This is a genomic window from Cryobacterium sp. 10I5 (assembly GCF_035019865.1).
In the GTDB taxonomy this organism is placed as follows: domain Bacteria; phylum Actinomycetota; class Actinomycetes; order Actinomycetales; family Microbacteriaceae; genus Cryobacterium; species Cryobacterium breve_A.
Window position 1 is genome coordinate 1 of sequence record NZ_JASJVI010000024.1, and the last position, 23,346, is coordinate 23,346.

Annotated in this window: 25 protein-coding genes; 11 read left to right on the forward strand and 14 right to left on the reverse strand. The window is 66.7% G+C overall.

Features of this window, described 5'->3' with window-relative positions; all coding sequences use genetic code 11:
* Nucleotides 1–44: 44 nt before the first annotated feature.
* The 3 genes from ftsX to prfB all read right to left on the reverse strand — a co-directional run bounded on the left by ftsX (nucleotide 45) and on the right by prfB (nucleotide 3,508).
* On the reverse strand, nucleotides 45–959 hold the full coding sequence (gene ftsX / locus QN350_RS08470) for a permease-like cell division protein FtsX (RefSeq protein ID WP_322137491.1): 915 nt from the start codon (nucleotides 957–959) through the stop codon (nucleotides 45–47).
* Nucleotides 956–2,287: a cell division ATP-binding protein FtsE gene (gene ftsE, locus QN350_RS08475; RefSeq protein ID WP_323516109.1), complete on the reverse strand. Its 1,332-nt coding sequence runs from the start codon at nucleotides 2,285–2,287 to the stop codon at nucleotides 956–958. The genes ftsX and ftsE overlap by 4 nt, the downstream gene beginning before the upstream one ends.
* A gap of 108 nt (nucleotides 2,288–2,395) precedes the next feature.
* Nucleotides 2,396–3,508 carry a peptide chain release factor 2 gene (gene prfB, locus QN350_RS08480; protein ID WP_281535404.1) on the reverse strand — a complete coding sequence of 371 codons (1,113 nt, stop codon included), beginning with the start codon at nucleotides 3,506–3,508 and terminating at the stop codon, nucleotides 2,396–2,398.
* Nucleotides 3,509–3,592: 84 nt separating this feature from the next.
* Between prfB and QN350_RS08485 the strand changes: the two genes are divergently transcribed.
* Genes QN350_RS08485 through QN350_RS08495 form a run of 3 tightly spaced genes read left to right on the forward strand, consistent with a single transcriptional unit; the run spans nucleotide 3,593 to nucleotide 6,118 of the window.
* Complete coding sequence (locus QN350_RS08485; protein WP_322137493.1) at nucleotides 3,593–4,906, forward strand: MFS transporter; 1,314 nt, start codon at nucleotides 3,593–3,595, stop codon at nucleotides 4,904–4,906.
* Nucleotides 4,907–4,949: 43 nt separating this feature from the next.
* Nucleotides 4,950–5,453 (forward strand): nitroreductase family deazaflavin-dependent oxidoreductase, encoded by a 504-nt coding sequence (locus tag QN350_RS08490; protein ID WP_281535406.1) that lies wholly within the window; start codon nucleotides 4,950–4,952, stop codon nucleotides 5,451–5,453.
* Nucleotides 5,454–5,455: 2 nt separating this feature from the next.
* Nucleotides 5,456–6,118 (forward strand): pentapeptide repeat-containing protein, encoded by a 663-nt coding sequence (locus tag QN350_RS08495; RefSeq protein WP_322137494.1) that lies wholly within the window; start codon nucleotides 5,456–5,458, stop codon nucleotides 6,116–6,118.
* 238 nt (nucleotides 6,119–6,356) lie between these two features.
* Here the strand turns inward: QN350_RS08495 and QN350_RS08500 are convergent, their stop codons facing one another.
* From QN350_RS08500 to QN350_RS08520, 5 genes are all read right to left on the reverse strand, one after another.
* Nucleotides 6,357–7,241: an EamA family transporter gene (locus QN350_RS08500; RefSeq protein WP_322137495.1), complete on the reverse strand. Its 885-nt coding sequence runs from the start codon at nucleotides 7,239–7,241 to the stop codon at nucleotides 6,357–6,359.
* Nucleotides 7,242–7,319: 78 nt separating this feature from the next.
* Nucleotides 7,320–7,964, reverse strand: coding sequence for a phosphoribosyltransferase (locus tag QN350_RS08505; RefSeq protein WP_322137496.1), 645 nt, complete (start codon nucleotides 7,962–7,964; stop codon nucleotides 7,320–7,322).
* A gap of 71 nt (nucleotides 7,965–8,035) precedes the next feature.
* On the reverse strand, nucleotides 8,036–8,542 hold the full coding sequence (locus QN350_RS08510; RefSeq protein WP_322137497.1) for a pilus assembly protein TadG-related protein: 507 nt from the start codon (nucleotides 8,540–8,542) through the stop codon (nucleotides 8,036–8,038).
* The gene (locus QN350_RS08515; protein WP_322137498.1) at nucleotides 8,539–8,982 is read right to left on the reverse strand and encodes a hypothetical protein; all 444 of its coding nucleotides are present in this window, start codon (nucleotides 8,980–8,982) and stop codon (nucleotides 8,539–8,541) included. Before QN350_RS08515 ends, QN350_RS08510 begins: the two co-directional genes overlap by 4 nt.
* A gap of 124 nt (nucleotides 8,983–9,106) precedes the next feature.
* Nucleotides 9,107–9,499: a TadE/TadG family type IV pilus assembly protein gene (locus QN350_RS08520; RefSeq protein ID WP_281536076.1), complete on the reverse strand. Its 393-nt coding sequence runs from the start codon at nucleotides 9,497–9,499 to the stop codon at nucleotides 9,107–9,109.
* A gap of 170 nt (nucleotides 9,500–9,669) precedes the next feature.
* Here QN350_RS08520 and QN350_RS08525 point away from each other — a divergent pair, with 170 nt between their 5' ends.
* The 8 genes from QN350_RS08525 (at nucleotide 9,670) to QN350_RS08560 (ending at nucleotide 17,265) form a co-directional block, all read left to right on the forward strand.
* The gene (locus QN350_RS08525; protein WP_323516111.1) at nucleotides 9,670–11,046 is read left to right on the forward strand and encodes a recombinase family protein; all 1,377 of its coding nucleotides are present in this window, start codon (nucleotides 9,670–9,672) and stop codon (nucleotides 11,044–11,046) included.
* Nucleotides 11,047–11,130: 84 nt separating this feature from the next.
* Nucleotides 11,131–11,598 carry a hypothetical protein gene (locus tag QN350_RS08530; protein WP_323516113.1) on the forward strand — a complete coding sequence of 156 codons (468 nt, stop codon included), beginning with the start codon at nucleotides 11,131–11,133 and terminating at the stop codon, nucleotides 11,596–11,598.
* A gap of 814 nt (nucleotides 11,599–12,412) precedes the next feature.
* The gene (locus QN350_RS08535; protein ID WP_323516115.1) at nucleotides 12,413–12,805 is read left to right on the forward strand and encodes a hypothetical protein; all 393 of its coding nucleotides are present in this window, start codon (nucleotides 12,413–12,415) and stop codon (nucleotides 12,803–12,805) included.
* Nucleotides 12,802–14,127, forward strand: coding sequence for a DUF3631 domain-containing protein (locus QN350_RS08540; RefSeq protein WP_323516117.1), 1,326 nt, complete (start codon nucleotides 12,802–12,804; stop codon nucleotides 14,125–14,127). Before QN350_RS08535 ends, QN350_RS08540 begins: the two co-directional genes overlap by 4 nt.
* Nucleotides 14,124–14,360 carry a WhiB family transcriptional regulator gene (locus tag QN350_RS08545; protein ID WP_323516119.1) on the forward strand — a complete coding sequence of 79 codons (237 nt, stop codon included), beginning with the start codon at nucleotides 14,124–14,126 and terminating at the stop codon, nucleotides 14,358–14,360. The genes QN350_RS08540 and QN350_RS08545 overlap by 4 nt, the downstream gene beginning before the upstream one ends.
* Nucleotides 14,361–14,362: 2 nt before the next feature.
* The gene (locus tag QN350_RS08550; protein ID WP_323516121.1) at nucleotides 14,363–14,650 is read left to right on the forward strand and encodes a hypothetical protein; all 288 of its coding nucleotides are present in this window, start codon (nucleotides 14,363–14,365) and stop codon (nucleotides 14,648–14,650) included.
* A gap of 238 nt (nucleotides 14,651–14,888) precedes the next feature.
* The gene (locus tag QN350_RS08555; protein ID WP_323516124.1) at nucleotides 14,889–16,256 is read left to right on the forward strand and encodes a phage major capsid protein; all 1,368 of its coding nucleotides are present in this window, start codon (nucleotides 14,889–14,891) and stop codon (nucleotides 16,254–16,256) included.
* Nucleotides 16,257–16,854: 598 nt separating this feature from the next.
* Nucleotides 16,855–17,265: a hypothetical protein gene (locus QN350_RS08560; RefSeq protein ID WP_323516126.1), complete on the forward strand. Its 411-nt coding sequence runs from the start codon at nucleotides 16,855–16,857 to the stop codon at nucleotides 17,263–17,265.
* Between the two features lie 146 nt (nucleotides 17,266–17,411).
* On the opposite strand, the gene QN350_RS08565 is transcribed toward QN350_RS08560, so the two are convergent.
* The 6 genes from QN350_RS08565 to QN350_RS08590 form a co-directional block, all read right to left on the reverse strand.
* Nucleotides 17,412–17,582: a hypothetical protein gene (locus QN350_RS08565; protein ID WP_323516128.1), complete on the reverse strand. Its 171-nt coding sequence runs from the start codon at nucleotides 17,580–17,582 to the stop codon at nucleotides 17,412–17,414.
* 403 nt (nucleotides 17,583–17,985) lie between these two features.
* Nucleotides 17,986–18,933 (reverse strand): type II secretion system F family protein, encoded by a 948-nt coding sequence (locus tag QN350_RS08570; protein WP_323502839.1) that lies wholly within the window; start codon nucleotides 18,931–18,933, stop codon nucleotides 17,986–17,988.
* A complete protein-coding gene (locus QN350_RS08575) occupies nucleotides 18,921–19,829 on the reverse strand; it encodes a type II secretion system F family protein (RefSeq protein WP_322137540.1) in 909 nt (302 codons plus the stop codon). The genes QN350_RS08570 and QN350_RS08575 overlap by 13 nt, the downstream gene beginning before the upstream one ends.
* A complete protein-coding gene (locus tag QN350_RS08580) occupies nucleotides 19,826–21,055 on the reverse strand; it encodes a CpaF family protein (protein ID WP_322137541.1) in 1,230 nt (409 codons plus the stop codon). Before QN350_RS08580 ends, QN350_RS08575 begins: the two co-directional genes overlap by 4 nt.
* Nucleotides 21,056–21,144: 89 nt before the next feature.
* Nucleotides 21,145–21,909, reverse strand: a complete 765-nt coding sequence (locus tag QN350_RS08585; RefSeq protein WP_322140328.1) for a 3-hydroxybutyrate dehydrogenase — start codon at nucleotides 21,907–21,909, stop codon at nucleotides 21,145–21,147.
* A 20-nt stretch (nucleotides 21,910–21,929) separates the two neighbouring features.
* Entirely contained in the window at nucleotides 21,930–23,333 is a 1,404-nt protein-coding gene (locus tag QN350_RS08590; RefSeq protein WP_322137542.1) for an MFS transporter, read from the reverse strand.
* Between the last annotated feature and the right edge of the window lie 13 nt (nucleotides 23,334–23,346).

Consider the following 23,346-nt stretch of genomic DNA (forward strand, 5'->3'; position numbering starts at 1 on the left):
GCCCACCAGTCTAGCGCTCGGCCTCGAGCCGCTCGGACGAACGGCTAGACCTTCAGGTAGCGGGTGATGGCGAAGTTCGCGGAGAACGCCGCGAGCACCGCGCCCACCACGAGCAGGATCGGCACGACGAGGAGCGCATCCTGCATGCCCACGAGCGAGAAGCCCGTCAGCCGGGAACCGAGGAAGCCCTGCACGAACCATTGCACCAGGGCAAGGACCGCACCACCCGCCAGGAGCGACCCGAGGAGAGCGGCGAAGACGCCCTCGAGGATGAACGGTGTCTGGATGAACCGGTTCGACGCGCCGACGAGTCTCATGATGCCGAGCTCGCGCCGCCTCGAGAACGCCGACAGGCGGATGGTGGTGGCGATCAGCAGCGCAGCCGCCACGAGCATGAGCGAGGCGATACCGATCGCCGTGTAACTGGCCGCGTTGAGCACGGAGAAGATCTGGTCGAGATACTTGCGCTGGTCCGCGACGTTCTCGACCCCGGCCACGCCGGACAGGCTCTCCACGAGCACATCCGATTGGGACGGGTCCTTGAGGTTCACCCAGAAGGTCTGGTTGAGCTGGTCGGGAGTCACATAGTCGGCGACGGGGTTGCCGGCGAACTGTTTCTTGAAGTTCTCGAACGCCTGCTCATGCGTCTCGAAGTAGTACTTGTCCACGAAGGGCGAGAGCGTCGGCGACTCGAGCTGCGCTTTGACGGCGTCGATCTGGTCCTGGCTCGCCTCTCCCCCGGTGCAGGTCTCCCCCGGTGAGATTGCCGTGCACATGTAGATTCCGACCTGGGCGCGGTCGTACCAGAAGTTCTTCATCTGGCCGATCTGCATCTGCATCAGGATCGCAGCGCCGACGAAGGTCAGCGAGATGAAGGTCACGAGCACGACAGAGACAACCATCGAGGCGTTGCGACGCAGGCCATTGGCAGCTTCGGAGAGCACCAGTCCGAGTCTCATCGGGTGGGTCCCACATTCTGTTCGCCGGTCTGGTCTGGTTTCTCGCCGGGAGCACGAAGCCCCAGCCTCTCGGCCAGGGTGAGCTGGTCGAGCACGTCGTCCTGGGTGGGCGCCATCGGACGCGCCATGTATGTCGGCTGCTCGCTCGCACCGGCGTCGGGGGAATCGTCTGTGACGGTATCCGGGGTCGCGGTCGCGGCATCCGCCTGCGGCTCGCGGCCGGGCACGAAGACCGCCGAGGTCAGCGGAAGGGGCATGCCGGAATCTGCGGCGATGGCCATGGCCTGCTCTCCGAAGGGCCGCGGGATGGAAGCGGGCGGCGCGATCGGCGCCGCAGGTTCTGCGCCCGTCTCGGCGAGGGAGACCGCACGAGCCGGGGCGTCGGGGACGATGACGACCGGCGTGATGGGTGCCGCAGGAACGTGAACGGCGGCGGGCGCAAGCGGTGCGGGCACGGGTGCGGAAGGGTGGGTGAGGGCGGGAGTCGCGGGGGCCATCGGGTTCGCCTGGTTCGTCGGGTTCGCCGGGCTCGCCGGGGCGAAGACCGACGGCAGCGCACTCGGTGCAAGCGCAGAGACGGTGCGCTGGGGGTCGATGGCCGGCTTCCGGTGCAGGCCGGCCCCGAGCGGGATGATCGGGATGCCCGCGGTCGCGTACCCGCCCTGGCGCTCGTCGCGCACGATCTTGCCGCCGGAGAGTTCGATGACCCTGCGCTGCATCTGGTCGACGATGCCGGCCTCATGCGTGGCCATGACCACGGTCGTGCCGCCCGCGTTGATGCGCTCGAGCAGGGCCATGATGCCCGCGCTCGTGGTGGGGTCGAGGTTTCCGGTGGGCTCGTCGGCGAGGAGCACCTGGGGCTTGTTGACGATGGCGCGCGCGATCGCAACCCGCTGCTGCTCACCGCCGGAGAGTTCGTGCGGCAGCCGGAGCGCCTTCTCGGCGAGCCCGACCATCTTGAGCGTGTCGGGCACGGCCTCCTGGATGAAGCCGCGCGACTTGCCGATCACCTGGAGGCTGAAGGCGACGTTCTCGAAGACGCTCTTGTTCGGCAGCAGCCGGAAGTCCTGGAAGACGACCCCGAGGTTGCGCCGGAAGTACGGCACCTTACGGTTTGAGATCGACCGCAAGTCCTGGCCGAGCACGTGGATGCGCCCGCTCGTGGGTTTGTCCTCCTTGAGGATCAGCCGCAGGCAGGTTGATTTGCCCGAACCGGATGCACCGACGAGGAAGACGAACTCGCCGCGCAGAACCTCGACGTTGATGTCGTCGAGGGCCGGTCGGGTCGTTCCCGGATATTTCTTAGTGATGCTGTCAAAACGGATCATGGCCCCTTGAGCCTAGGCAGGCATCCTGCGTTTTACCAGTTCGACATACCGGCGAGCCGGTCCTCACAGGCAGGAACCCCCGAATTGGGCCCCGTTCTGCGAGTGAGCTCAGTCCTGCGGCGCCTGCTTGCGCCAGCGGATGCCGGCGGCGATGAATCCATCGAGGTCCCCGTCGAAGACCTGGGTCGGATTGTTGACCTCGTAGTTCGTGCGGAGGTCCTTGACCATTTGATAGGGGGCGAGCACGTAGCTGCGCATCTGGTCGCCCCAGCTCGCCGTGATGACGCCGGCGAATTCCTTCTTGGTCGCGGCTTCCTGCTCGCGCTGGATGAGCAGCAGACGGGACTGCAGCACCCGCATGGCGGCCGCGCGGTTCTGGATCTGGCTCTTCTCGTTCTGGCAGCTCACCACGGTGCCGGTCGGGAGGTGGGTGATCCGCACGGCGGAGTCCGTCGTGTTGACGGACTGGCCGCCGGGCCCGCTCGACCGGAACACGTCGACACGGATGTCCGTATCGGGAATCTCGATCGACTCGGTCTGCTCGATGAGCGGAACGACCTCGACGGCGGCGAAGGAGGTCTGGCGCTTGCCTGCGGAGTTGAACGGGCTCATCCGCACGAGCCGGTGGGTGCCGGCCTCGACGCTCAGGGTGCCGAAGGCATACGGCGAATCGATCTGGAGGGTCGCAGACTTGATGCCGGCCTCTTCCGCGTATCCGACGTCCAGCACCGTCACCGGGTAGTCGTGCTGTTCGGCCCAGCGCAGGTACATCCGCATCAGCATCTCGGCGAAGTCGGCGGCATCGACGCCGCCGGCGCCCGAGCGGATGGTCATCACGGCGGGTCGTTCGTCGAATTCGCCGTTGAGGAGGGTGTGCACCTCGAGCTCGCCGAGGACCTTCTGCAGGCTCGCGAGCTCGATGGTGGCCTCCTCGGCGGACTCTTCGTCGCCCTCGCCGTCGTTGGCCATCTCGACAAGGACCTCGAGGTCGTCGAGCCGCGATTCGATGCTCTCGATGCGCGCGAGCTCCGACTGGCGGTGGCTGAGGTCGCTCGTGACCTTCTGGGCGTGCTCCGAGTCATCCCACAGGTCGGGGGCGCCGGCCTGGTCGTTCAGGTCGGCGATGTCGGTGCGCAGTTGATCGATGTCGATCACGGCCCGGATGTCGCCGAAGGTGGCCCGCAATGCGGCGATCTGCTCCGAAATGTCCAGCTCAATCATTTGTTGCCCAGCCTACCCGGCGACACAGGCCCCCGGCTTGTGTCGCCGGGCCGCGGCCGTGCACGCGGGTAGCATCGAGGAGTCATGACAAGCACCGAACGCCCCTTCAGCCTGCGCTCGGTGGCCCTTGCCGCGTTCCTGCCGACGTTCCTCTTTTCTGTCGGTGAGGGTGCGATCATCCCGCTGATCCCGATCATGGCCAACAATCTCGGGGCCTCCCTCGCGATGGCCGGGTTCATCGCCGCGATGATCATGGTCGGCGAGCTCATCGGCGACATCCCGAGCGGCTGGGTCGTCTCCCGGATCGGCGAGCGCAACGCCATGATCTGGGCCTCGTTCCTCGCGATCATCGCGATCCTCGTCTGCCTGGTCGCCCCGAACCCGCTCGTGCTCGGCATCGGGATCTTCGTCGTCGGCCTCGCGACGGCGATCTTCTCCCTCGCCAGGCACGCCTTCATGACGAGCTACGTGCCGGTCGCCTACCGGGCCCGCGCGCTGTCCACCCTCGGCGGGATCTTCCGCGGCGGCTGGTTCGTCGGCCCCTTCATCGCGACCGCCGTCATCCGCTTCACCGGGGGTACCCAGGCCGTGTTCTGGGTGTTCGTCGTCGCCTGCCTCGGCGCCGCCCTCGTGCTCCTGCTCCTGCCGGACCCGGCGAGCACCTTCGGCACTCCGGAACTTGCGACGGCTCCGGACGGAACCGTGCGCCCCGCCGGACAGGAACTCGCGGAAGAGGAGAGCCAGGGCCTGTTCCAGACCATCTGGAGCTTCCGCGGCGTGCTCCTCCGACTCGGCACCGGCGCCGGCCTGGTCGGAGCGATGCGGTCGGCGCGCGCCGTGCTCATCCCGCTCTGGGCCGTCAGTATCGGCATCAGCGAGCCGGACATCGCCCTGATCATCGGCATCGCCGGCGGAATCGACTTCGCCCTGTTTTATGCCAGCGGCCAGATCATGGACCGGTACGGCCGGATGTGGAGTGCACTCCCCTCGATGATCGGCCTCGGCCTCGGCCTCCTCGTGCTCGCGTTCACGCACGACCTGTCCACCAACGTGCAGTGGCTGATCGGCGTCGCGATGTTCCTGTCGGTCGCGAACGGGATCGGCAGCGGAATCCTGATGACCCTCGGCGCCGACCTCGCCCCGAAGGACAACCCCGCACCCTTCCTCGGTGCGTGGCGGTTCACCGGCGACTTCGGCAGCGCCGTCGCCCCCGTCGCCGTGGCCGCGCTCACGATCGTGTCGATCTCTCTCGCGAGCGGCGTGATGGGCGTCTTCGGGCTGATCGGCGCCGTCCTGCTCGGCCGGTACATCCCACGCTACGTTCCCCGCCGCCCCCGGCCAGGAACGAAGCCCGGACCCGGGTCTGCGGCGCCCGGAACGGTGCCCGGCCGGGAATGACCAACGCGGAATGTTCCCGAGTGGAGTGACGTTTAATGGTGTCATGCCCCTCAACGGAGAATATGAACCCAGCCCACAGCAGTGGGTCCGCGACCAGGTCGCCCTCTATGAGAGTTCAGGCGGCCAGCAAGGCACCACGATGCGCGGCATGCCCGTCATCGTGCTGACAACGCTCGGTGCAAAGTCCGGCAAGATCCGCAAGGCCCCGCTGATGCGGGTCGAGCACAACGGCAGCTACGCGGCGATCGCCTCCCTCGGCGGCGCACCGCGCAACCCGGTCTGGTACGCCAACGTCGTCGCCCATCCCGAGGTCGAGCTGCAGGACGGCACCCGGAAATGGGACATGGTCGCCCGTGAGGTCACCGGCGAAGAACGCGCCGCGTGGTGGGAGCGCGCCGTCGCGGCGTACCCCGACTATGCCGACTACCAGGTCAAGACCGAACGCATCATCCCCGTCTTCGTCCTCGAGCCCGTCGCCGCCGAGCCCGTCACCGCCGAGCCTGCCTCCGCCGTTCAGCGCCCAGCCACAGCCCCGGCACAGGACTGAGCGTGGCGCGCGCCCGCTCCGGCACCAAACCTCCCCTCCTCGACCCGATCCGCCTCGACGACCTCACGGATGCCGATGGCTCGGAAATCTCCTCAGGCGCCGGCGTCGATGCGCAGCGCTTCACCGACTGCGACTTCGATGGACGTGACCTCACCGGGGTTGCCTTCCGCGAGTGCGAATTCCACACCGTCTCCCTGAACGACGCGAATCTGCGCGGCGCAACCCTGTCGGAGTGCGTCGCTGGCGAACTTCACGCGGCCATTTTCAGCGCCCCACGCTCGGCCTGGCGTGACGTGCGGATCGAGCATTCCCGCCTCGGCTCTGTCGAACTGTACGAGTCGAGCCTCCGTTCTGTGCAGTTCGACGGCAGCAAGCTCGACTTCGTCAACCTGCGGAACGCCCAGCTGCACGATGTCCTGCTGAGCAACTGCATCATCGAGGAGCTCGATCTCGGCAGCGCGACCGTGCAGCGCCTCGAACTGCAGAACTGCCGGATCGGTACCCTCGACGTGACTCGGGCCACTCTCAAGGACGTGGACCTGCGCGGAAGCGACTTCAGCGTGATCCGTGGCCTCGAGGGCCTCCGGGGCGCCACGATCGACGATTCCCAGCTGAGTCTCCTCGCCCCGATCATGGCCGGGCATCTGGGCATCATCGTCGAGTAGCGGCGCAGCATTCGGCGTCCGGGGACCAACATCGCCGCGCGTTCCAGCCTCGCGCGCCTTGTCCGCCGTTCCGCGCCAGGCACGCGTGGCGCGGAACGGCGGAATTGGCGCGAGACGGCGTCGCTCGGATCAGCATCCGCTTCAGCCCCACTGATGCCGGCTCAACCGGCCGGTCGCTCCGCGCTGAGGGCGCCTGGCGAGGCGCCGCCGCAGGGCGCATACTCGTGCGGGTGCTGGACTACGGGATGGCGCCCGCGGTCGCCTCCAGGTCGGAGATCGGGCGGTCGCGCTGGGTCGCGATCGCGGCGCCCGCGGCCACGCACACCACGACGATCGCGATCTGCTGCTGGAGCATCAAGGTCTCGCCGAGCACGAGCACGCCGAAGACCGCCGCGATGACGGGGCCGAAGCTCGTGATGATCGCGTAGAGGCGCGGGGTGATCCGGCGCAGGATGTAGGTGTCGAGCACGTAGGGAAAGGCCGAGGAGAGCACCCCGATCGCGAGCAGCAGCCCGAGTACACCCCAGTTGAGGCGGGCATAGTCGACGGTGAGGAGCGCGAACGGCACGAGCAGGGTGAGGCTGACGACACTCGCAACCGAGATGCCCTCGAGGCCGGGGAAGGTCACGGCGACCCTGCGGGTGAGCAGGATGTAGCCGGCCCACGCCGCCGCGGCGACGAGGGCGTAGAACAGTCCGAGCGGGTTGATCTCTCCGGAGGACCAGGTCAGCAGGAAGACTCCCCCGGCTGCCGTCGTCGCGCACAGAAAGTCGAGCGGTCGCCGCGAGCTGAAGAGGGCGAGGGAGAACGGGCCGAGAAATTCGATCGTAGCGGCGATGCCGAGCCCGAGCAGGTGCACCGCCTCGTAGAAGGCGAGATTCATGACGGCGAGGTCGAGCCCGAGGAGGAGCGCGGGCCAGAGCAGCCGCCAGGTCAGGTTGGCCAGTTTCGGGCGGTAGAACGGCAGCACCGCGCAGGCCATCACGATCTGCCTGACCGCGACGACGACGGGGGAACCGACGATCGGAATGGCGAGTCCGGCGAGCGAGGAACCGTAGTTGATGCTGACCTCGGTGACGAGCTGCGCACCGGCCCCGGCGAGCCGTTCGGATTTCGCCGTCACGCTGGGGCCCCTGTCTCGTGCGCGTTGTGTGCCGCGCGGATCGCGCTCGCATTCGAGGCTAGCGGGTGGCGGGACGCTTCACGGCCCGGCCCACGCCTCGGTCAGGAGTGCGACCGTTTCCTCATCGGACAGCTGGTGGAAGTCGACGTAGAACTGACCGATCGCCCAGAATTGCTCCGGGATCTGCACAACGACCACGTCGTCGGCGAACCCGCGCATCTCCTCGACGACCTCGGCCGGGGCGACGGGCACCGCAAGGACGACACGCGCGGCGCCCTGGCGCTTCACCGCGGCCAGCGCGGCCTTGGCCGTCGCTCCCGTGGCGAGCCCGTCGTCGACGACCACGACGACGCGCCCCTCCGGATTCACCCGGGGACGGTCACCGAGATAGACCGCGCGCCGCCGCTCGAGCTCGGTCAGCTCCCGGCGCCTGGCCCGGCCGAGGCCCGCGGCGTCGGCCCCGGTCTCGACGAAGACGTCCTCGTTCACGATGGTCTGGGCGGTGTCCCCGTCCACGACGGCACCCATCGCGACCTCGGGGAATCCCGGTGAACCGAGCTTGCGCACGAGAATCAGGTCGAGCGGAGCGTGCAAGCGCCGGGCCACCTCGAGGGCGACCGGCACTCCCCCGCGGGGCAGCGCACACACGACGGGGTCGGAGAGGTCCAGGTCGGCGACGAGCTCGGCGAGCAGGCGACCGGCGTCGCGGCGATCAGTGAACATGACTCCTCCCGGTTCCGGTCGGTCCTCCCGGTTCGCCCGGTTCGCTCTGGAGAGTAGCCCCGCACGGGAGGTCACCGGAAGACCGAGCGGGCGACGGCCGTGACCTCGAGGGGAACTCCCGCCGGCAGCACGAGGGTGAGGACCGGTGGCTGCCAGTAGGCACTCAGGGATACCGTCGCACTCTGTCCGTCCGTGGATGCCGCCCGGGTCACGACGAGATCCTCGAGGGTGGCGTGCGGGGCCGCCGCGAGGTAGGCGTCCGCCGCCGTGCGGATCGCTGCGGAATCGAGTTCGGTGCGCAGCGGGGCCGCCGCGCCATCCGGGGCGACCGTGACCGCGTGGAGGCCGTACGCCTCTGCGGCGGCGAGCGCGGCGCCGTCCGCGAGGGTGAGCAGGCGTTTGCGTTCGAGGTAGAGGGATGACGCGGCAACGACCACGAGGATCACGACGAGCGCGAGGAAACCGTAGAAGATGGTGAGCAGGAGCGTGGAACCGGTGTCGTCCGACAGGTCAGCGGTCAGGTCACCGGCAGGGGCACGGTCACTCGCCTGATGCGACCGGTCTCGTCGCACGGTCATGGTCCGGTACCGGCCTGCCAGAAACGGGACACTGTCTGGGTCGCGTTCGATTCGAGGGGCACACTCGCGGTTCCGGCCAGGCCGAGCACGTCCGGCACGAGGGGCAGGGGCACCCGCAGGCGCACGGTGACAGTGACTGCGGTGCGGCGGGTCAGGCATCCGCCGACCGCTGACGCGCAGTCGATCGTCACCTGGGCGTCCCCGGACGCAAGGCCGTAATCGGCGAGGGCGACGTCCACCGCCCGCTGCGCCCGTTCCTCCCCGACCGCCTCGCTCGGTGCGCGCACATAGACGCGGGCGGCCTGCCGGGCGGCGCCCTCCACGGCGAGCGCGCCACCCTGCAGCGCGGACATCGCGAGCACGAGGTAGACGAGCGGCACAAGAAGGATCAGGCCGGTCGTGATGAACTCGAGGGATGCGGACCCGTTGTCGGAGCTCAAGCGGTGCAAGGGCATCAAGCGGCTGAGACCCCCGGAGCTGAGACCCCGGACACCGGGCCCCCGGACTCCGGGACCCCTGGCCACGCGTGCGTCGGGCACACCGCGACTGCCGTCTCGCACCCTGTCACCCGGAGCCTTCGACGACGGCACGCCCGACCACCTCCAGGCTCCGATCAGGGCCGAGCAGGCCAAGAAGCGGGAGCGGGGCGACCACGCGCATCCGCACGGTCGGGTAGCCGGTGTCGCTCGCATAGGTCGCGGTCACGTCCGTCGCGAACGCCGGACCGAGCGCGACCGTGATCAGGTCCCGGGTGCGGGCGGCGCCGGCGTCGAGTCCGGTATCGGCGAGCGACCCGTAACGGGCGCCCTCGGCGGCGGCGTCGAGCACGGTGTTGCGCACGTGCAGGGCGATGGCGAGTTGAAGCACGGTCAGGGTCAGCACCGTGAGAAGTGCCGCGACGAGCACGAACTCGGCCGGCGAGGAGCCGCGGTCGCCGCCTCCTGCGCGGCGCGGCAGCCGTCGCCACTCGCCGGTCCACGGTCTGACGGGTGCGGTCGGGCGGGTGGACCCTGTCAGAGTCCGCTCACACGGTTGATCGCCTGCTGGAAGATTCCGCTCAGCGCCGGCCCGGCGAGACCCCAGATCACGATCACCAGCCCGGCGGTATCAGGTATAGGGTGATCCACATGAACACGATTATCTACGTGAGACAGTCCCTCGACAGGGACGGGGCAGGCGCGGCCGTAGAGCGCCAACTCACTGAATGTCGCGCCCTAGCTGTCCAAACTGGTCTCGAAATCGCGCACGAATACGTCGATAACGACGTGTCAGCGTCAAAGGGGACGCGCCCCGGATTCCAGGAACTGCTCTCAGCGATCAAGGCCGGCACTGTGTCGACCATCATCGTCTGGCACACCGACCGCCTCTATCGGCGCGTTCGGGACCTCGTGGAGCTTGTGGAGCTGGCAGAGAAGCACGCTCTCCGAATCCTCACCGTCAAGGCCGGGGATCTCGACCTCAACAACGCAGCCGGACGAATGATGGCGCAAATCCTCGGCGCTGCCGCTCGCTACGAGGTCGAACAGAAGGGCGCTCGACAGGTCGCCGCGAACGTGCAGCGTGCCAATGCTGGCGTGTGGCAGTTCTCGAATCGCCCGTACGGCTATGAGCGCGTAGAGGGCAAGGTTCAGATCGTGGAGCCCGAAGCCGTCGTGTTGCGTGACGCCTACGCCCGGTATCTCGCAGGGGAATCGTATTACTCGATCGTGGACGACCTGAACACACGAGGGACATTGACCACAACGGGGAAGCCTTGGAGCATCACGACGTTACGCGCCCGGCTCCGAAATCCTGCCTACGCCGGCATTCGTGAGTACAAGGGCGACGCCGTAGCCCAGGGCGACTGGGAGCCGATCATCACACGCAAGACGTGGGACGAATACACGCGGCTCCGAACGCACCGAAAGACCCCCCACGACTGGAGCAACAAGACCAAGTATCTGCTGTCGGGCTTGGCCCTCTGCGGAGTGTGCGGCGGTCGTATGCTTGCCCGGCCGGACTACCCACGAAACGGCGTAGACCGCCCCCCACGCATCGCCTACGCCTGCACGGCTAAGTGGTGCACGCAGCGCGATCAAGAGCGCTTAGATGGGCTCGTGGAGGATGTCATCGTCGCCCGGTTCTCTCAGGCCGACGTGCTCGATCTCATGCGCGTAGACCAGGACGTAGCACCACAAGAGGCCGAAGCCCTCGAGCTGCGCCGCCGATGGGATGACCTAGCCGAGCTTGTGGCAGACGGCACCATGCGGCCTGCAGCGGTACGAGAACAGTCTGCAATCATTCAAGGCAAGCTCGCCCAACTGCAGGCCGCAATCGACAAGGCACGCGGGGGCTCAACGATGACCGATCTTGCGCTTGCGAGCGATACCGCAGCGAAGTGGGCAGGCTTCGGACTCCCCCAGAAACGACAGGTGATTACTTCGCTCCTCACCGTTACCGTTTCCAAACAGAAGAACACTCGAGTGTTCGACCCCAATGACGTAACTATCAAATGGCTGTCCTAGTCACCGAGTAGTTATGAAAGAACCCCCGGACTGTTTACGCAGTCCAGGGGCCCGCAACCGATCCACAACCAAAAGGAAATCGATATGAGCAACACACTAATCCACCAGCCCTTCACCGAAGCCGCTCACGACGCAGTGTGGGCCGATGCCCAGAACACACCGTGTGGAGTCGAGGGCTGCAACGGGTGGACGCACGACCCCAACGAGGCCGACAGCACCAAGTGGTCGCACGAGGTCGTGAAGGAAATTTTTGACGGAAGCACCGTCGAGGCGACCATCTGGTCGAGCAGAGACGGGATCGTCGGGGATATCCAGTACGAGGGCTACGGCGAAATGACCGCCGATGACTTCCGCGCCGAGGCTGACAAGTATGAGGCATACCCCGCCTGGCTCCGCAGCATGGCTGACCGCATGGACACGCTGAGCGCGCAGGCGTGGATGGAGGCGCACCCTAACTGGGACACGATCCGTGTGTCGGAAATCATGAGCACCGTCCCGCTGTCAGTCGTCGTGTTGATACTTGCACTGATCAAGACCGCAGAAACCGCCTAACCCAAGCTCGACAACGCCCCGGCCTGCGAGAGTAGGCCGGGGCACCACAAGACCCGAGAGGCGAATTATGGATGACTCAACGAAACGGGACGCCCCGAAGGCTTGGGATGAATTGATCGATGGGCGGACCGTACTTACGTGGGTTCGCTGTGGAGGCAATCGATTGCTCGCCGTGGTCGCAGACGAGCCGCCAAAGATTATCGCCCTCATCTTGCGGACCCCCGCGCCGGATATTCGCATCATCAATGGCGAGGCAATTGACTGCCACCCAGGCCCTGCCTGGCTCGCTAGGCGTCCTGAAGTGTCTTGGCACGTGCGATGCCGGACGCACGGTGAGCACATAATCCTCAGCGCCCTTGTAGTGAATGCGTTTATCAACGGTCGCCGCGCGGTGGCAGTTGCGACAGTGCAGAAACCTGCTTGATCTGCTATGTTTTGGGTATAACTCAAATATGTGTCCCAGTTCGCGCCGGAATCACCGTCATTTAGACGGCAGATCACCACCCGAACCACCCGAGTCAGCCGGGGTTGCTGACAAACGTCGGATACGCGTGGAGCCTTGAAAGGGGCACCTCGTGGTATCCGATTCTCATTCTCTGGCGCAGTTGCGCGCCGAACTTGCTCGTGCCGTGATGGCAGCGAAGCGAAACCCCTCCGAGGCTACGCACGAGGCCGTAACTGCTCTACGTGCGGGCTACGCTGAAGCAAAATTGGCTGACTACATAGGCCGCGTAGTCGCAACGGCTCCCCCGCTCAACCCTGAGCAGCGGGACCGGATCGCGGCTCTGTTGCGCCCGTCTGTCGGTGCATCCGCGTGAGCGCAGAGAAAAGCCGCCCCACGGCAAATGGAGCGGCCCAAGAGCTCACCAACGCAACCACTGCAAGCCTAAAGCCGGAGCACTCCAACCCGGCAAAACCCGCAGCCCTGATCGGCGCGACCGTCGAGAAAGCCCTCGACGCGACACTCTGGCGACTCAAGAGCGGCGAGCTACGTCTCGAGCAACTGACTCCCGCCCTGGCTGCGTTCTACACGATCGGGCACTCCGACGGCATGGCGCAGATGCTCTACCGCCTGCAGCAAGTCGAGGCCGACCGCGATCGCTACTATCGCGCAGCGTTCAACCCCCGCACGCCGATAACGATCGCGCCGTCATACGCAGAACGTGAAATCATCCGCGCCGAGATCTACTCAGGCGGTGCACGATGAGCGCCGTCGGTTCCGTCGGTTCCGTCGGCTCCGTCGATTCAATGGAGAGGGTGCTCGACGATGTGCGCGGCTGGCTCGCCCGGTTCGTATGCGTCATGGAGGACCGGGACCTAGACCTCCTCACTCTCTGGGCAGCGCACACGCACCTATGTTTCGAGACGTACTCAACCCCGCGCCTCGTGCTCGACTCCCCCATGCACGGCTCAGGCAAGACGACCGTGCTCGAGCACCTTTCACGTCTCTGCCTCAACCCCGTGCAGGCTGCATCGTTGTCCTCCCCCGCGCTCCTAACGCGGATGCTCAACGCGGGTATGCGAACGATCCTTATCGACGAGGTAGATCGATCGTTGGACCCGAAGAAACCAGGCGTCGAAGACCTCATCGCGGTACTCAACTCCGGGTACAAGCGGGGCGCAACTCGACCGGTACTCGTGCCAGCAAAGGGCGGCACCTGGGAAGTCTCAGAGATGTCTACCTTCAGCCCCGTGGCAATGGCCGGCAACGCCCCCGCGCTCCCCGACGACACGCGCTCGCGCTGCATCCGCGTACTACTCCTGCCTGACCTCGAGGGCGTCGTCGAATCGTCCGACTGGGAAGAAATCGACGAGGACGCACAAGCGCTAGGGGCGCGTCTAGCGGCTGCAGCAGAGGTAGTACGGGAAACGGTCAGGACCGCTCGCCCACCGATCCCAGAGGGCACCATCGGGCGCATCAAAGAGCGTTGGTACCCAATCAAGCGCGTCGCTTCATCTGCAGGGGAGAAGTGGGCATCTATCGCGGACGAACTCATCGTGCGCGACATCGAGGCGACTGCCATGGACAAAGAGGACGGTATCGCAAACGTGCCTCCCGCCGTCTCTCTGATTCGAGATGTCTACGCGGCATGGCCCGACGACGCCGGCTTCATCGCCACAACGGATCTTGTCTCGAGGCTCATCCGTCACAACCCCCTCATGTGGAGCTCCGAGAGTTTCTTCGGAAAGGACCTCACCGTGCAGCGACTGGGCCGAATGATGGTTACCGGATTCAAGATCCACTCCCAGCGGCAGGGTGACAGCGCGCGGGGGTATCACCGGGCAACCCTCGCCGCAGCATGGCGGCGCATGGGCGTTACCCCTCGCATTCAAACCGACGGAACCGCCAAGACCGACGGAACCGACGGGATGCAACTCAGCCACCCCTCACAGGTCACGAACGAGGCCGAGGGGCCGGCCTGCCGAGTGTGCTCGCGCCCGCTTATGGCTCCACAATCCCGAGCGGTTGGCATCTGCGGCATGAGAGACGACGACCACCAGGCAGCACGGCAGGCGGTGGCCGCATGACCAAGGCAACGGATGCGTTCGAGCGCCTGCAGTTCGCCATGTTCACCACCGATCCCGCTTGCAAGGACGACGACCGCTTCATCTCGGATGACGTACCCGCGGCAACCCTCGCGCCCATCTGCCGCACATGCCCCGTGTACGACCTCTGTGCAGCCTATGGGGAGCTCGACCGCCCCAAGGCTGGCACCTGGGCAGGCAAGCGATACAAGACAAACACCAAGAAAGGGAACTGAAAATGACCGAACAGCCTCACGACATCGACCCCCGCCTCGTCAACAAAGTGCTGCAACGGGTGCTCAACCTCGTCGCGCTCGACCAGGAGCAACTGCAAGTGTTCGCCGTCATCCGCGGGCTAGCTCTCGAGGATGCCGCGAACACTTCGCCCAAGGTTCGCGCGCACTACCTCGACGAGTCCGTGCGTGCCCTGGCCTGGCTCCTCGATCCTGAGCCCGGGCGCACGGCCGAGGTGGACTTCGTCTCTAAGCCCGAGACCGTCTTCGTCTACGCGAACGAGTCGAAATGACGGGCGCGGCGACGAGTTTTCCGGTATTCACCACGGCATCCGGTAGAATCAGCGTAGCTGGTTTGTTGCGACACTCGCCCGGAGGGGCACCGCGAACAGGTCAGGCTCACGCCCCCGAGATGCCGTGGATTCGGTTACCGGGTACGACAGGCCGCGTTGGATGACGCCCAAGGCCCGCCGCTTACCTTCCATCCACACCAGCCGAGGCTCTGCCCGGCGAATCTCCCAGGAGTGAATCATGGCTAACGCCGTAGATCAGATGTTGCACGACCAGTTCACCAACGCCGAAGAGCGACGCGACGCGATCAGCGCCGCCGCTGACAAGCACAACCGTTCCATGTCCAAGACCGAGCAGGCCAACTGGGACGCCGCCGACTTCGAACTCGACGCGATCAAACTCAAGCAGCAGGTCATCCAGACCGAGAAGGAAGAGCGCTGGGGCAACGCCCCCAAGTCGGTAAACTCCGGCACGTTCAACCCCGGCGGAATCCACACCAGCGACGCAGGCATCTACGTCCAGAACGGCCGAGAGTCCTACTTCAAGGACCTTCTGGAATCGCGCAGCGGCGACAGCGGGGCACGCGAACGACTCAACCGTCACTCACGCCAGTTCAACGACACCCTCGCGCAGAAGGGCATCAAGGAACTCCGCGCCATCAACACCAGCGCAGGCTCAGGCGGCGAATTCGCCCCGCCGCTCTGGCTGATCGATGACTACGTCGCAGCGCTTCGCCCGGCCCGGGCAACCGCGGACATCCTCACCAAGCTCGAACTCCCCGCGGGCACCGACATCATCAACATTCCCAAGGTCAACACCGGCACCGCGACCTCACTGCAGGTCACCCAGAACACCGGGATTCAGCAGACCGACCTGACCTCGACCACCGTGCCTGCGAGCGTGTACACGATCGCTGGCGGTCAGGTGCTCTCGCTGCAGCTCTTCGATCAGTCGCCTATGGCCGGCACCATTGACCGAGTGATTCTGGGCGACCTCATCGCGGACTATGCCCGCCAGGTCGGAAACCTCGTACTCAACGGCACCGGCACCAACCAGCCCTACGGCCTGTTGAACCTGCCGGGCACGACCGCCGTGACCTACACGGATGCGAGCCCCGCGTTCATGGGCGCGGGCAAGCTGTACTCGAAGATCGGTCAGGCCGTGCAGGCGGTCCAGACTGCCCGGTTCCTGTCCCCGACACACATCGTCATGCACCCCCGCCGCTGGGCATGGGCAGCCGTGCAGGTCGACGGGGCCAACCGCGCCGTTATCCTGCCCGCAGCAGGCGGACCGCTCAACGCCTCCGGCATCAGCTCCACAGGGGCGGCACAGGGCGTCGTAGGCGAGATGTTCGGCCTCCCCGTGGTTATCGACCCGAACGTGCCGACCAACCTCGGAGCGGGCAGCAACCAGGACCCGATCCTCATCGTGAAGGCCGACGACTCGTGGCTCTACGAATCGAGCATCCGCGCCGAAGTCTTCCCGCAGACCTACGCCAACCAGAACAGTCTCTATGCCCGCGTGTACAACTACATGGCACTCGCGCACCGGCTCCCGCAGTCCGTCGCCGTCATCAACGGCACCGGCCTGATTGCGCCGACTTTCTAAACCCACCCATTGAGGGTGTGGAATCAACGGACTGATTGCCCGCCACACCCTCACGGGTTCCCCGCGTCAACGTCACGAAGTCATCCCGTCATGGTTTGGATGACCTAGATCGAAGGCGGCCGAGGATGCACCCTTTCGCATCCAGTGACACCACCTGCGCACCGCACCACCAGACAACCCCGGCCCGCCGTTCAACGGACCGGGGTTGTCTCAATTCCCACGGGCAACAGACGCCACCACCTACCCGCCACCCCGCCACGCGCCACCACGGCAGTCAGGGAGGCAGAGACAAATCCCACGCACGAAACACCGCCCACCGCCCCCACAGGGCCTCCCACAGTGTTCCACCCGCGCAGGCACGGGGGTGCCGGTCAAAAAGTCCAGAGCCTTTGAGGCGCACACCACCCGCGTCTAGTCTTTTCCCCTCCGAGTGGCCCCGGCGTCACGCGACCGGTCACGCTAAGCACTTTCGCAGCTCACCACAGCGCGCAGCACGTCACGCTAACTCGACGTATACCCCACGCTTTGGGGGTGCGGACCGCCTCGCCTGGGCAACTCTTGCATGGGGTGCCACTTCTCCCGGGCATAGTCTCAGCACATGAGCCAAGAGCATGCATACATCGCACTCCTCTGGGAGGAAAACGCTGTGAAGCCGGATCGATTCGAGTATCTGACGGTCGGCGGGCAATTTCAGCCCCGAGTCGAACGACATATTCGACCGGAAGGCCAGTCGTTGGTCGAGGTGTGGCAGCTCCGCACACCCAACGCAGCAGTTCCGCCAGCACAGCCCGACTATGACCGTGTCGAAACCGTCGGCGTGGATTCCCGTCTTCTCAGCCCGCAACTCCTAAGGAGCTCCTTCAGGCTCAGCCATCCGGACGTTGATTCTCACATTCCCATCATTATCGCCCGAGACCGAGATGACCTGCGCCGAAGGTGGGACGCCAGGGCGGGCGAGTACGGCAGCTATTCGATGGACGAGATGACCATCACCGAAGTTCTCCACTAGAAGACACAAACGCGCGAGCATCCCGCGAGCGGTCCCTGTCGTAACTCACCCCAGCATCACAGCGCAGAACATCGGATAATTCCCCGCATGAAAAAACGGCCCGTCTCGCATATCGCGGGGCGGGCCGTTTCGTCGTTCAGCGGCGACTACTCCGTGTGCGCTGCGTTCTCGAGGCCGAGGGTGTAGCTCGCCATTGCCGCATGATAAGCGGCAACTCCGAGCATCTCGAGCCTCTCGAGCTGGTCCTCTCGGTTCTCGGCATCGTCGTATGCTGCTTGCGCGTTCGCTGCGTGGTCCTGGTGCGTCTTTGTGTTCATATCTGAATGCTCCCACGCGGGATGCACTAGCGCTGCACTATCCTGCATTCGACGCACCACCAGGCCCCCAGAACGGCGCGCATCGGCTCGAGGCACACCGGGCAGTTGGGCGTGTTCAGGTAGTCGAGATCATCCATGGATATAACCCTATTCATGTTCGATTAGGCAGTCCGGCGGTCATCAGCGTGATCAGCACCCAGCCGGGCACGTCTCCGGTGTCGTCGTGCCAGGCGTTCCACTGGCTGCGGATGCGCCGCGTCAGGGTATTCATCTTCGTCTCCTCTTGTCGATGGTCGTGTCTGTCGTCGTGTCGATGGTCGTGTCGATGGTCGTGTCTGTGGTCGTCGTGCACGCTCCGATGGTGTCGGGGAGTGATCTCCGGGCGGAGTCGAGGCCGGCACGGTCAGAGACCGGCCTGCAGGATGAAGAGGCCGGGGAAGATCGCGAACAGGACCGTCATGGGAAGGATCAGGAACACCAGCGGCACGAGCATCGCGACCTCTTTTTTGCCTGCCGCCTCGAGGAGTTCGCGTTTGGCCTCCTCGCGGGCGTCCTGGGCCTGGGCGCGCAGCACCTCGGCGAGCGGGGTACCGCGATCGAGAGCGCCGGCGACCTGGTCGACGAACCGGGTGAGCGCGGCCAGCTGGAGGGAGGCGGCCAGTGAATGCAGGGCGTCCACGAGTGGAATCCCGGAGTGCACCTCGGTGACGACGCCGGCGAATTCGCGGGACAGCTCCCCCGCACTCGTGCGGGACACCCGGGCGAGGGCGTCGAGGATGCCTTCCCCGGCAGACAGGGACAGGGTGAGGAACTCGAGGATGGTCGGTAGCTCTCCGCGCATCCGGGCGAGGCGGCCGAGAGCGGCGCGGCGGAGAAGTCTGTCCCAGAGCAGGGCGCCGCCGAGCCCGACGAGCACTGGGATGGCGGCCGCCGCGAGCACGGGGAGGGCGTGAAGGGCGGGGGCGAACACCACGGCGACGACGCCGGCGGCGAGGCACAGCAGTGCGCAGACGAGCTGCTGGGAGCGGAATTCGTCGAGGCTGCGCCGGGATCCCGATTGCCGGAGCCGACGTTCGACGGCGCCCGAACCGCCGAGCAGGGCTGCGAGCCCGCGTCTCAGCCGTCCGAAGACCGGCACGAACAGGGTGCCGAGCACGGGAATGGGATCGACGGTGGTGCGCCCGACGACGGCGCGGGCCTCTGCCGACACGTCGAGGAGGTACGGGGCCAGCCGGTCGGCGAGCCGGGGCCGGCTGAGCCGGGGGAAGACGCTCACGAGCGACCAGAGGCCGAGGCCGAGCACCGCGCCGAAGAAGACGCCCCACGAGAGCGGGGCGCTCACCGGAACCACCGGCGTTCCTCGGGGAGGCGGCCGATGAAGACCATCAGGCGGTACGCGATCACCGACACTGCCAGCCCGGAGACGATCACGGTGACCCCGCTGCCGGTGTTGTACGCGACCGCCCCCTCTGGGCGGGAGGACAGCAGCAGGAGCACGATCCACGGTGCCGCGACGCCGAGCCTGGCGGCGTTGACGACCCAGGACTGGCGGGCTTCGACCTCCGCCCTGATCGCTGCATCCTGCCGGAGCCACGCGGCGAGGTCACGGAGCACGAGGGTGAGGTCACTGCCGCCGACCTCCCTGGCCATCCGCAGGGTCTCCAGAATGCGATCGGCCACCGGATCGGCGAGGCCGGCCTTGAGCCGGTCGACGGAGTAGCCGAAGCTCCCGGTCGCACGGTAGTCCCTGGCGAAGTCTGCGAAGGCGGCCCGGGTGGGTACCGGCCCGGATTCGGCGAGCGTACTGACACTGTCGGGCAGGGCGAGGCCGGACCGCACGGCCGACACGAGGTGATCGACGACGTCCGGCCAGACCGTGCGGTTCGAGCGCCGCCGCTCCCGCGCCCGCCAGAGCACGATCGTCGTCGGAGTCAGGGCGCCGACGAGCCCGGCGACGAGGGCGAGGGCCCGCACCCCGATCAGCGCCTCGGCGAGGGCGGCGCAGGCCAGACCGAGCAGGAGCGAAATCGCCGAGAAGGCCGGGAGAGGCAGTGAGCCGAGGCCGGCCTGGGCGAGCACTCCACGCAGGGTCGCGAGACCGCGCTGACCGGGTCGGCCGGTCTCGCCGTCGGCCGGGCTCGGGTCTGAATCCGGTACGCCCGTCGCCGCCCGCCGTCGTGGCCAGAGGAACGGCGCGGCCATGAGCAGCAGGCCGGCGCCGAGCAGGCAGCCCAGCACGAGCCTCACGCGCGGTCCGCTCGCAGCACGATCGTCGGGTCGAGCCCGACCGCCCGGAACTTGGCGAGCTTGCCGGGGTGGCCGCCCGTGGGCGAGAGCCCGCTCCGGTCGGCGAGGAAGATCGGGCTCGCCTCGATCACAGTGCCGGCGAGCCGTCCGCTGACCGCGAGGATCTCGGTCACCCGCCGGCGCCCGTGGTGGTCGATCTCGCAGTGCACGACGATATCGATGCACCCGGCGACGGTCGGCAGCACGAACGCGGAATCGATGTTGCGCCCCGCGAGCAACGGCAGAGTACAGAGCTTGGCGAGGGCGTCCCTCGCGCTGTTCGCGTGGATCGAGCACATCCCAGGCAGCCCGCTGTTGAGGGCGATCAGGAGGTCGAGACTCTCAGCCTCCCGCACCTCTCCGACGACAAGCCGGTCGGGGCGCATCCGCAGCGACTCCTTGATCAGCCGTCTCAGGGTGATCTCGCCACGACCCTCGAGGCTCGGCTGACGGCACTGCATCGCCACGACGTCCCGGGCGGAGAGGTCGAGTTCGAAGGTCTCCTCGACCGTCACGATCCGCTCGTTGCGCCGGGTCGCCGCCAGCAGGGCGTTCAACATCGTGGTCTTCCCGGTCTGGGTGGCTCCGGACACGAGGATGTTCTGCCCGGCGAGCACGCACATCCGCAGGAACTCCGATGCCTGCTGGGTGAGCGAGCCGAGGCCGACGAGCTGGTTCAGGTCGCGGATGCGACGGGTGAACTTCCGGATGTTGACCGACCACTCCCGGGTGATGTCGGGAATCACGACGTGCAGTCGGGACCCGTCCGGCAGGGAGGCGTCGACGAACGGTGAGCTCAGGTCGACCCTGCGGCCGGAGGCCTGCAGCATCCGCTCGACGAGGTCACGCACCTCGCGCGCGGTAAGCACCATGGCAGTGAGCTCGGGAACGCCGTCCCGGGCGACGAACACCCGGGACGGCCCGTTGATCCAGATCTCCTCGATCTCCGGATCGTCGAGGAGCGGCTGCAGCGCCCCGAACCCGGTCAGCGAGGCGACGACCTCCCTGGCGGCCTGATGCTCGTCGGTGATGAGGGGGTGCGCGCCGCCGAGGGCCCGCTCGCTGTAGCGCTGGAGTTCGGCGCGCACGTACCGCTCGGCAAGGTTCTCGTCGGAGGCGAGGTCGACACCGTCACGGCGCACCCGCGAGCGCACCTGCTCGGTGATGATGCGGACGGCCTCGCTCATGCGGACAGTGTGCCCGGACGGCCGGATTCCTGTTGAAGTTATCCACAGGCCTCCGCCGCCCGGGCCGTACACCGTACGGGGCGGTCGGATCAGCGGGCGGACCAGCCGCCGTCCATGCCGTAGCTCGACCCTGTCACCATCGCCGCGTCCGCAGAAGCGAGCCAGGCCACGAGCGAGCCGACCTCCGCCGGCTCGACGAGGCGCTTGACGGCACTCTCGGTGAGCATGATCCGGCTGAGCACCTCCGCCTCCGGAATGCCGTGCACGACGGCCTGGTCGGCGATCTGCTTCTCGACCATCGGCGTACGCACATAGCCGGGGCTGACACAGTTGCTCGTCACCCCGTGGTCACCGCCCTCGAGGGCGGTGACCTTGGAGAGGCCCTCGAGGCCGTGCTTCGCCGAGACGTAGGCTGCCTTGAACGGCGACGCACGGATGCCGTGCACCGAGGTGACATTGATCACCCGTCCGAAGCCGCGTTTGTACATTCCAGGGAGCGCCGCCCGGATCAGCAGGAACGGCGCCTCGAGCATGAGGGCGAGGATCAGCCGGAAGTCGGCGGGGTCGAATTCCGCGATCGGGCTGATCCGCTGGATCCCCGCGTTGTTCACGAGGATGTCCATGTCGCCGAGTACGTCCGCGAGCCGGGCATCCGTCAGGGCCGGCGTGTCGGAAAGGTCGACGGCCCACGTCGAGCCGCCCACCTCGGCGGCGAGCGCCGAAGCGCCCGCCGCGTCGATGTCTGCGACCGTGACGTGGGCTCCGCGGGCGGCGAGGGAGCGCACGATGGCCTCGCCGATGCCGCTCGCTCCCCCGGTGACGAGGGCGCGCCGCCCGGCGAGGGGCTGTTCCACGGTCAGCGGCTGTTCCACGGTCAACGCAGCGCCGGGGCCGGTTCGAGGCCGTGCCTGGCGGCATCCGCCGCGTCGACGTCGCGGAGCGAGATGCCGTTGGTCTCCTTGAGCGTCACGACGGCGACGACCGTGATCGCGCAGGCGATCACGAGGTAGAACGCGACCGGCAGCCAGGACTTGTACTGCTGGAGCAGCGCCGTCGCGATGATGGGCGCGAGCGAGCCGGCGAGGATCGACGTGACCTGGTAGCCGAGGGAGACGCCGGAGTACCGCATCCTGGTCGGGAACATCTCGGCCATGATCGCCGGCTGGCCGGCGTACATGAAGGCGTGGAAACACAGCCCGATCGTGATCGCGGCGACGATGACAACCGGGTTGAGGGTGTCGAACATCGGGAAGGCGAAGAACGCCCAGCTGGCACCGAGAATCGCACCGGTGAGGTAGATCGGCTTGCGGCCGAAGCGGTCGGAGAGCCGGCCGACCTGCGGGATCACGAGGAAGTGCACGACGTGGGCGATCAGCAGGGCGAGGAGGAGCTGGCTGGTGTTGTACTTGTGCACTGTGACGAGGTACACGATCGAGAAGCTCACGATCGTGTAGTAGAGGATGTTCTCGGCGAACCGCAGCCCCATCGCGCCGAGGATTCCGCGCGGGTACTTGCGAACTACCTCCATCACGCCGTAGCTGATGGCCTTCTCGGCCTCTACCTGGGCGCGAGCCTCGAGGAAGATCGGCGCCTCACTGACGTGGGTGCGGATGTAGTAGCCGATCACGACGATGATCGCCGACAGCCAGAAGGCGACCCGCCAGCCCCAGCCGAGGAATTGCTCCGCGGGCAGGATCCAGGACATGGTGAGCAGCACGAGGGTCGCGAGCAGGTTTCCGACCGGGACGGCCGCCTGCGGCCAGCTCGCCCAGAAGCCGCGGGACTTGTCCGGGCTGTGCTCGGCGACGAGAAGCACTGCGCCGCCCCATTCCCCGCCGACGGCGAAGCCCTGGATGAAGCGGAGCGCCACGAGGAGGGCGGGTGCCCAGTAGCCGATCGTGTTGTAACCGGGCAGGCAGCCCATCAGGAAGGTCGCGGCCCCGACGAGGATGATCGTGACCTGAAGCGTGTGCTTGCGGCCAAGGCGATCGCCGATCTGGCCGAAGACGATTCCGCCGAGCGGCCGGGCGATGAAGCCCACCGCGTAGGTGAGGAACGCGGCGATGATCCCGTCGAGTTCACTCCCCGCGTTCGGGAAGAAGAACTTGCCGAAGACGAGGCTCGCCGCGGTCGCGTAGAGGAAGAACTCGTACCATTCCACGACCGTGCCCACCATCGAGGCGGCCACGATCTTCCTGAGACCGGAGGTCTCTTCCCGGGAGCTGCGGCCTCGCGCGCCTCCGGGGCTGTCGGCAGTGATGCGTTCGTTGACGCTCATGTCTGTCTCCTTC

What these genes read in the sequence shown, in the direction of transcription:
- ftsX (WP_322137491.1), bottom strand. Translation starts at nt 959, where the DNA reads ATGAGACTCGGACTGGTGCTCTCCGAAGCTGCCAATGGCCTGCGTCGC.
- ftsE (WP_323516109.1), bottom strand. Translation starts at nt 2,287, where the DNA reads ATGATCCGTTTTGACAGCATCACTAAGAAATATCCGGGAACGACCCGA.
- prfB (WP_281535404.1), bottom strand. Translation starts at nt 3,508, where the DNA reads ATGATTGAGCTGGACATTTCGGAGCAGATCGCCGCATTGCGGGCCACC.
- QN350_RS08485 (WP_322137493.1), top strand. Translation starts at nt 3,593, where the DNA reads ATGACAAGCACCGAACGCCCCTTCAGCCTGCGCTCGGTGGCCCTTGCC.
- QN350_RS08490 (WP_281535406.1), top strand. Translation starts at nt 4,950, where the DNA reads ATGCCCCTCAACGGAGAATATGAACCCAGCCCACAGCAGTGGGTCCGC.
- QN350_RS08505 (WP_322137496.1), bottom strand. Translation starts at nt 7,964, where the DNA reads ATGTTCACTGATCGCCGCGACGCCGGTCGCCTGCTCGCCGAGCTCGTC.
- QN350_RS08510 (WP_322137497.1), bottom strand. Translation starts at nt 8,542, where the DNA reads ATGACCGTGCGACGAGACCGGTCGCATCAGGCGAGTGACCGTGCCCCT.
- QN350_RS08525 (WP_323516111.1), top strand. Translation starts at nt 9,670, where the DNA reads ATGAACACGATTATCTACGTGAGACAGTCCCTCGACAGGGACGGGGCA.
- QN350_RS08530 (WP_323516113.1), top strand. Translation starts at nt 11,131, where the DNA reads ATGAGCAACACACTAATCCACCAGCCCTTCACCGAAGCCGCTCACGAC.
- QN350_RS08540 (WP_323516117.1), top strand. Translation starts at nt 12,802, where the DNA reads ATGAGCGCCGTCGGTTCCGTCGGTTCCGTCGGCTCCGTCGATTCAATG.
- QN350_RS08545 (WP_323516119.1), top strand. Translation starts at nt 14,124, where the DNA reads ATGACCAAGGCAACGGATGCGTTCGAGCGCCTGCAGTTCGCCATGTTC.
- QN350_RS08550 (WP_323516121.1), top strand. Translation starts at nt 14,363, where the DNA reads ATGACCGAACAGCCTCACGACATCGACCCCCGCCTCGTCAACAAAGTG.
- QN350_RS08555 (WP_323516124.1), top strand. Translation starts at nt 14,889, where the DNA reads ATGGCTAACGCCGTAGATCAGATGTTGCACGACCAGTTCACCAACGCC.
- QN350_RS08560 (WP_323516126.1), top strand. Translation starts at nt 16,855, where the DNA reads ATGAGCCAAGAGCATGCATACATCGCACTCCTCTGGGAGGAAAACGCT.
- QN350_RS08565 (WP_323516128.1), bottom strand. Translation starts at nt 17,582, where the DNA reads ATGAACACAAAGACGCACCAGGACCACGCAGCGAACGCGCAAGCAGCA.
- QN350_RS08580 (WP_322137541.1), bottom strand. Translation starts at nt 21,055, where the DNA reads ATGAGCGAGGCCGTCCGCATCATCACCGAGCAGGTGCGCTCGCGGGTG.
- QN350_RS08590 (WP_322137542.1), bottom strand. Translation starts at nt 23,333, where the DNA reads ATGAGCGTCAACGAACGCATCACTGCCGACAGCCCCGGAGGCGCGCGA.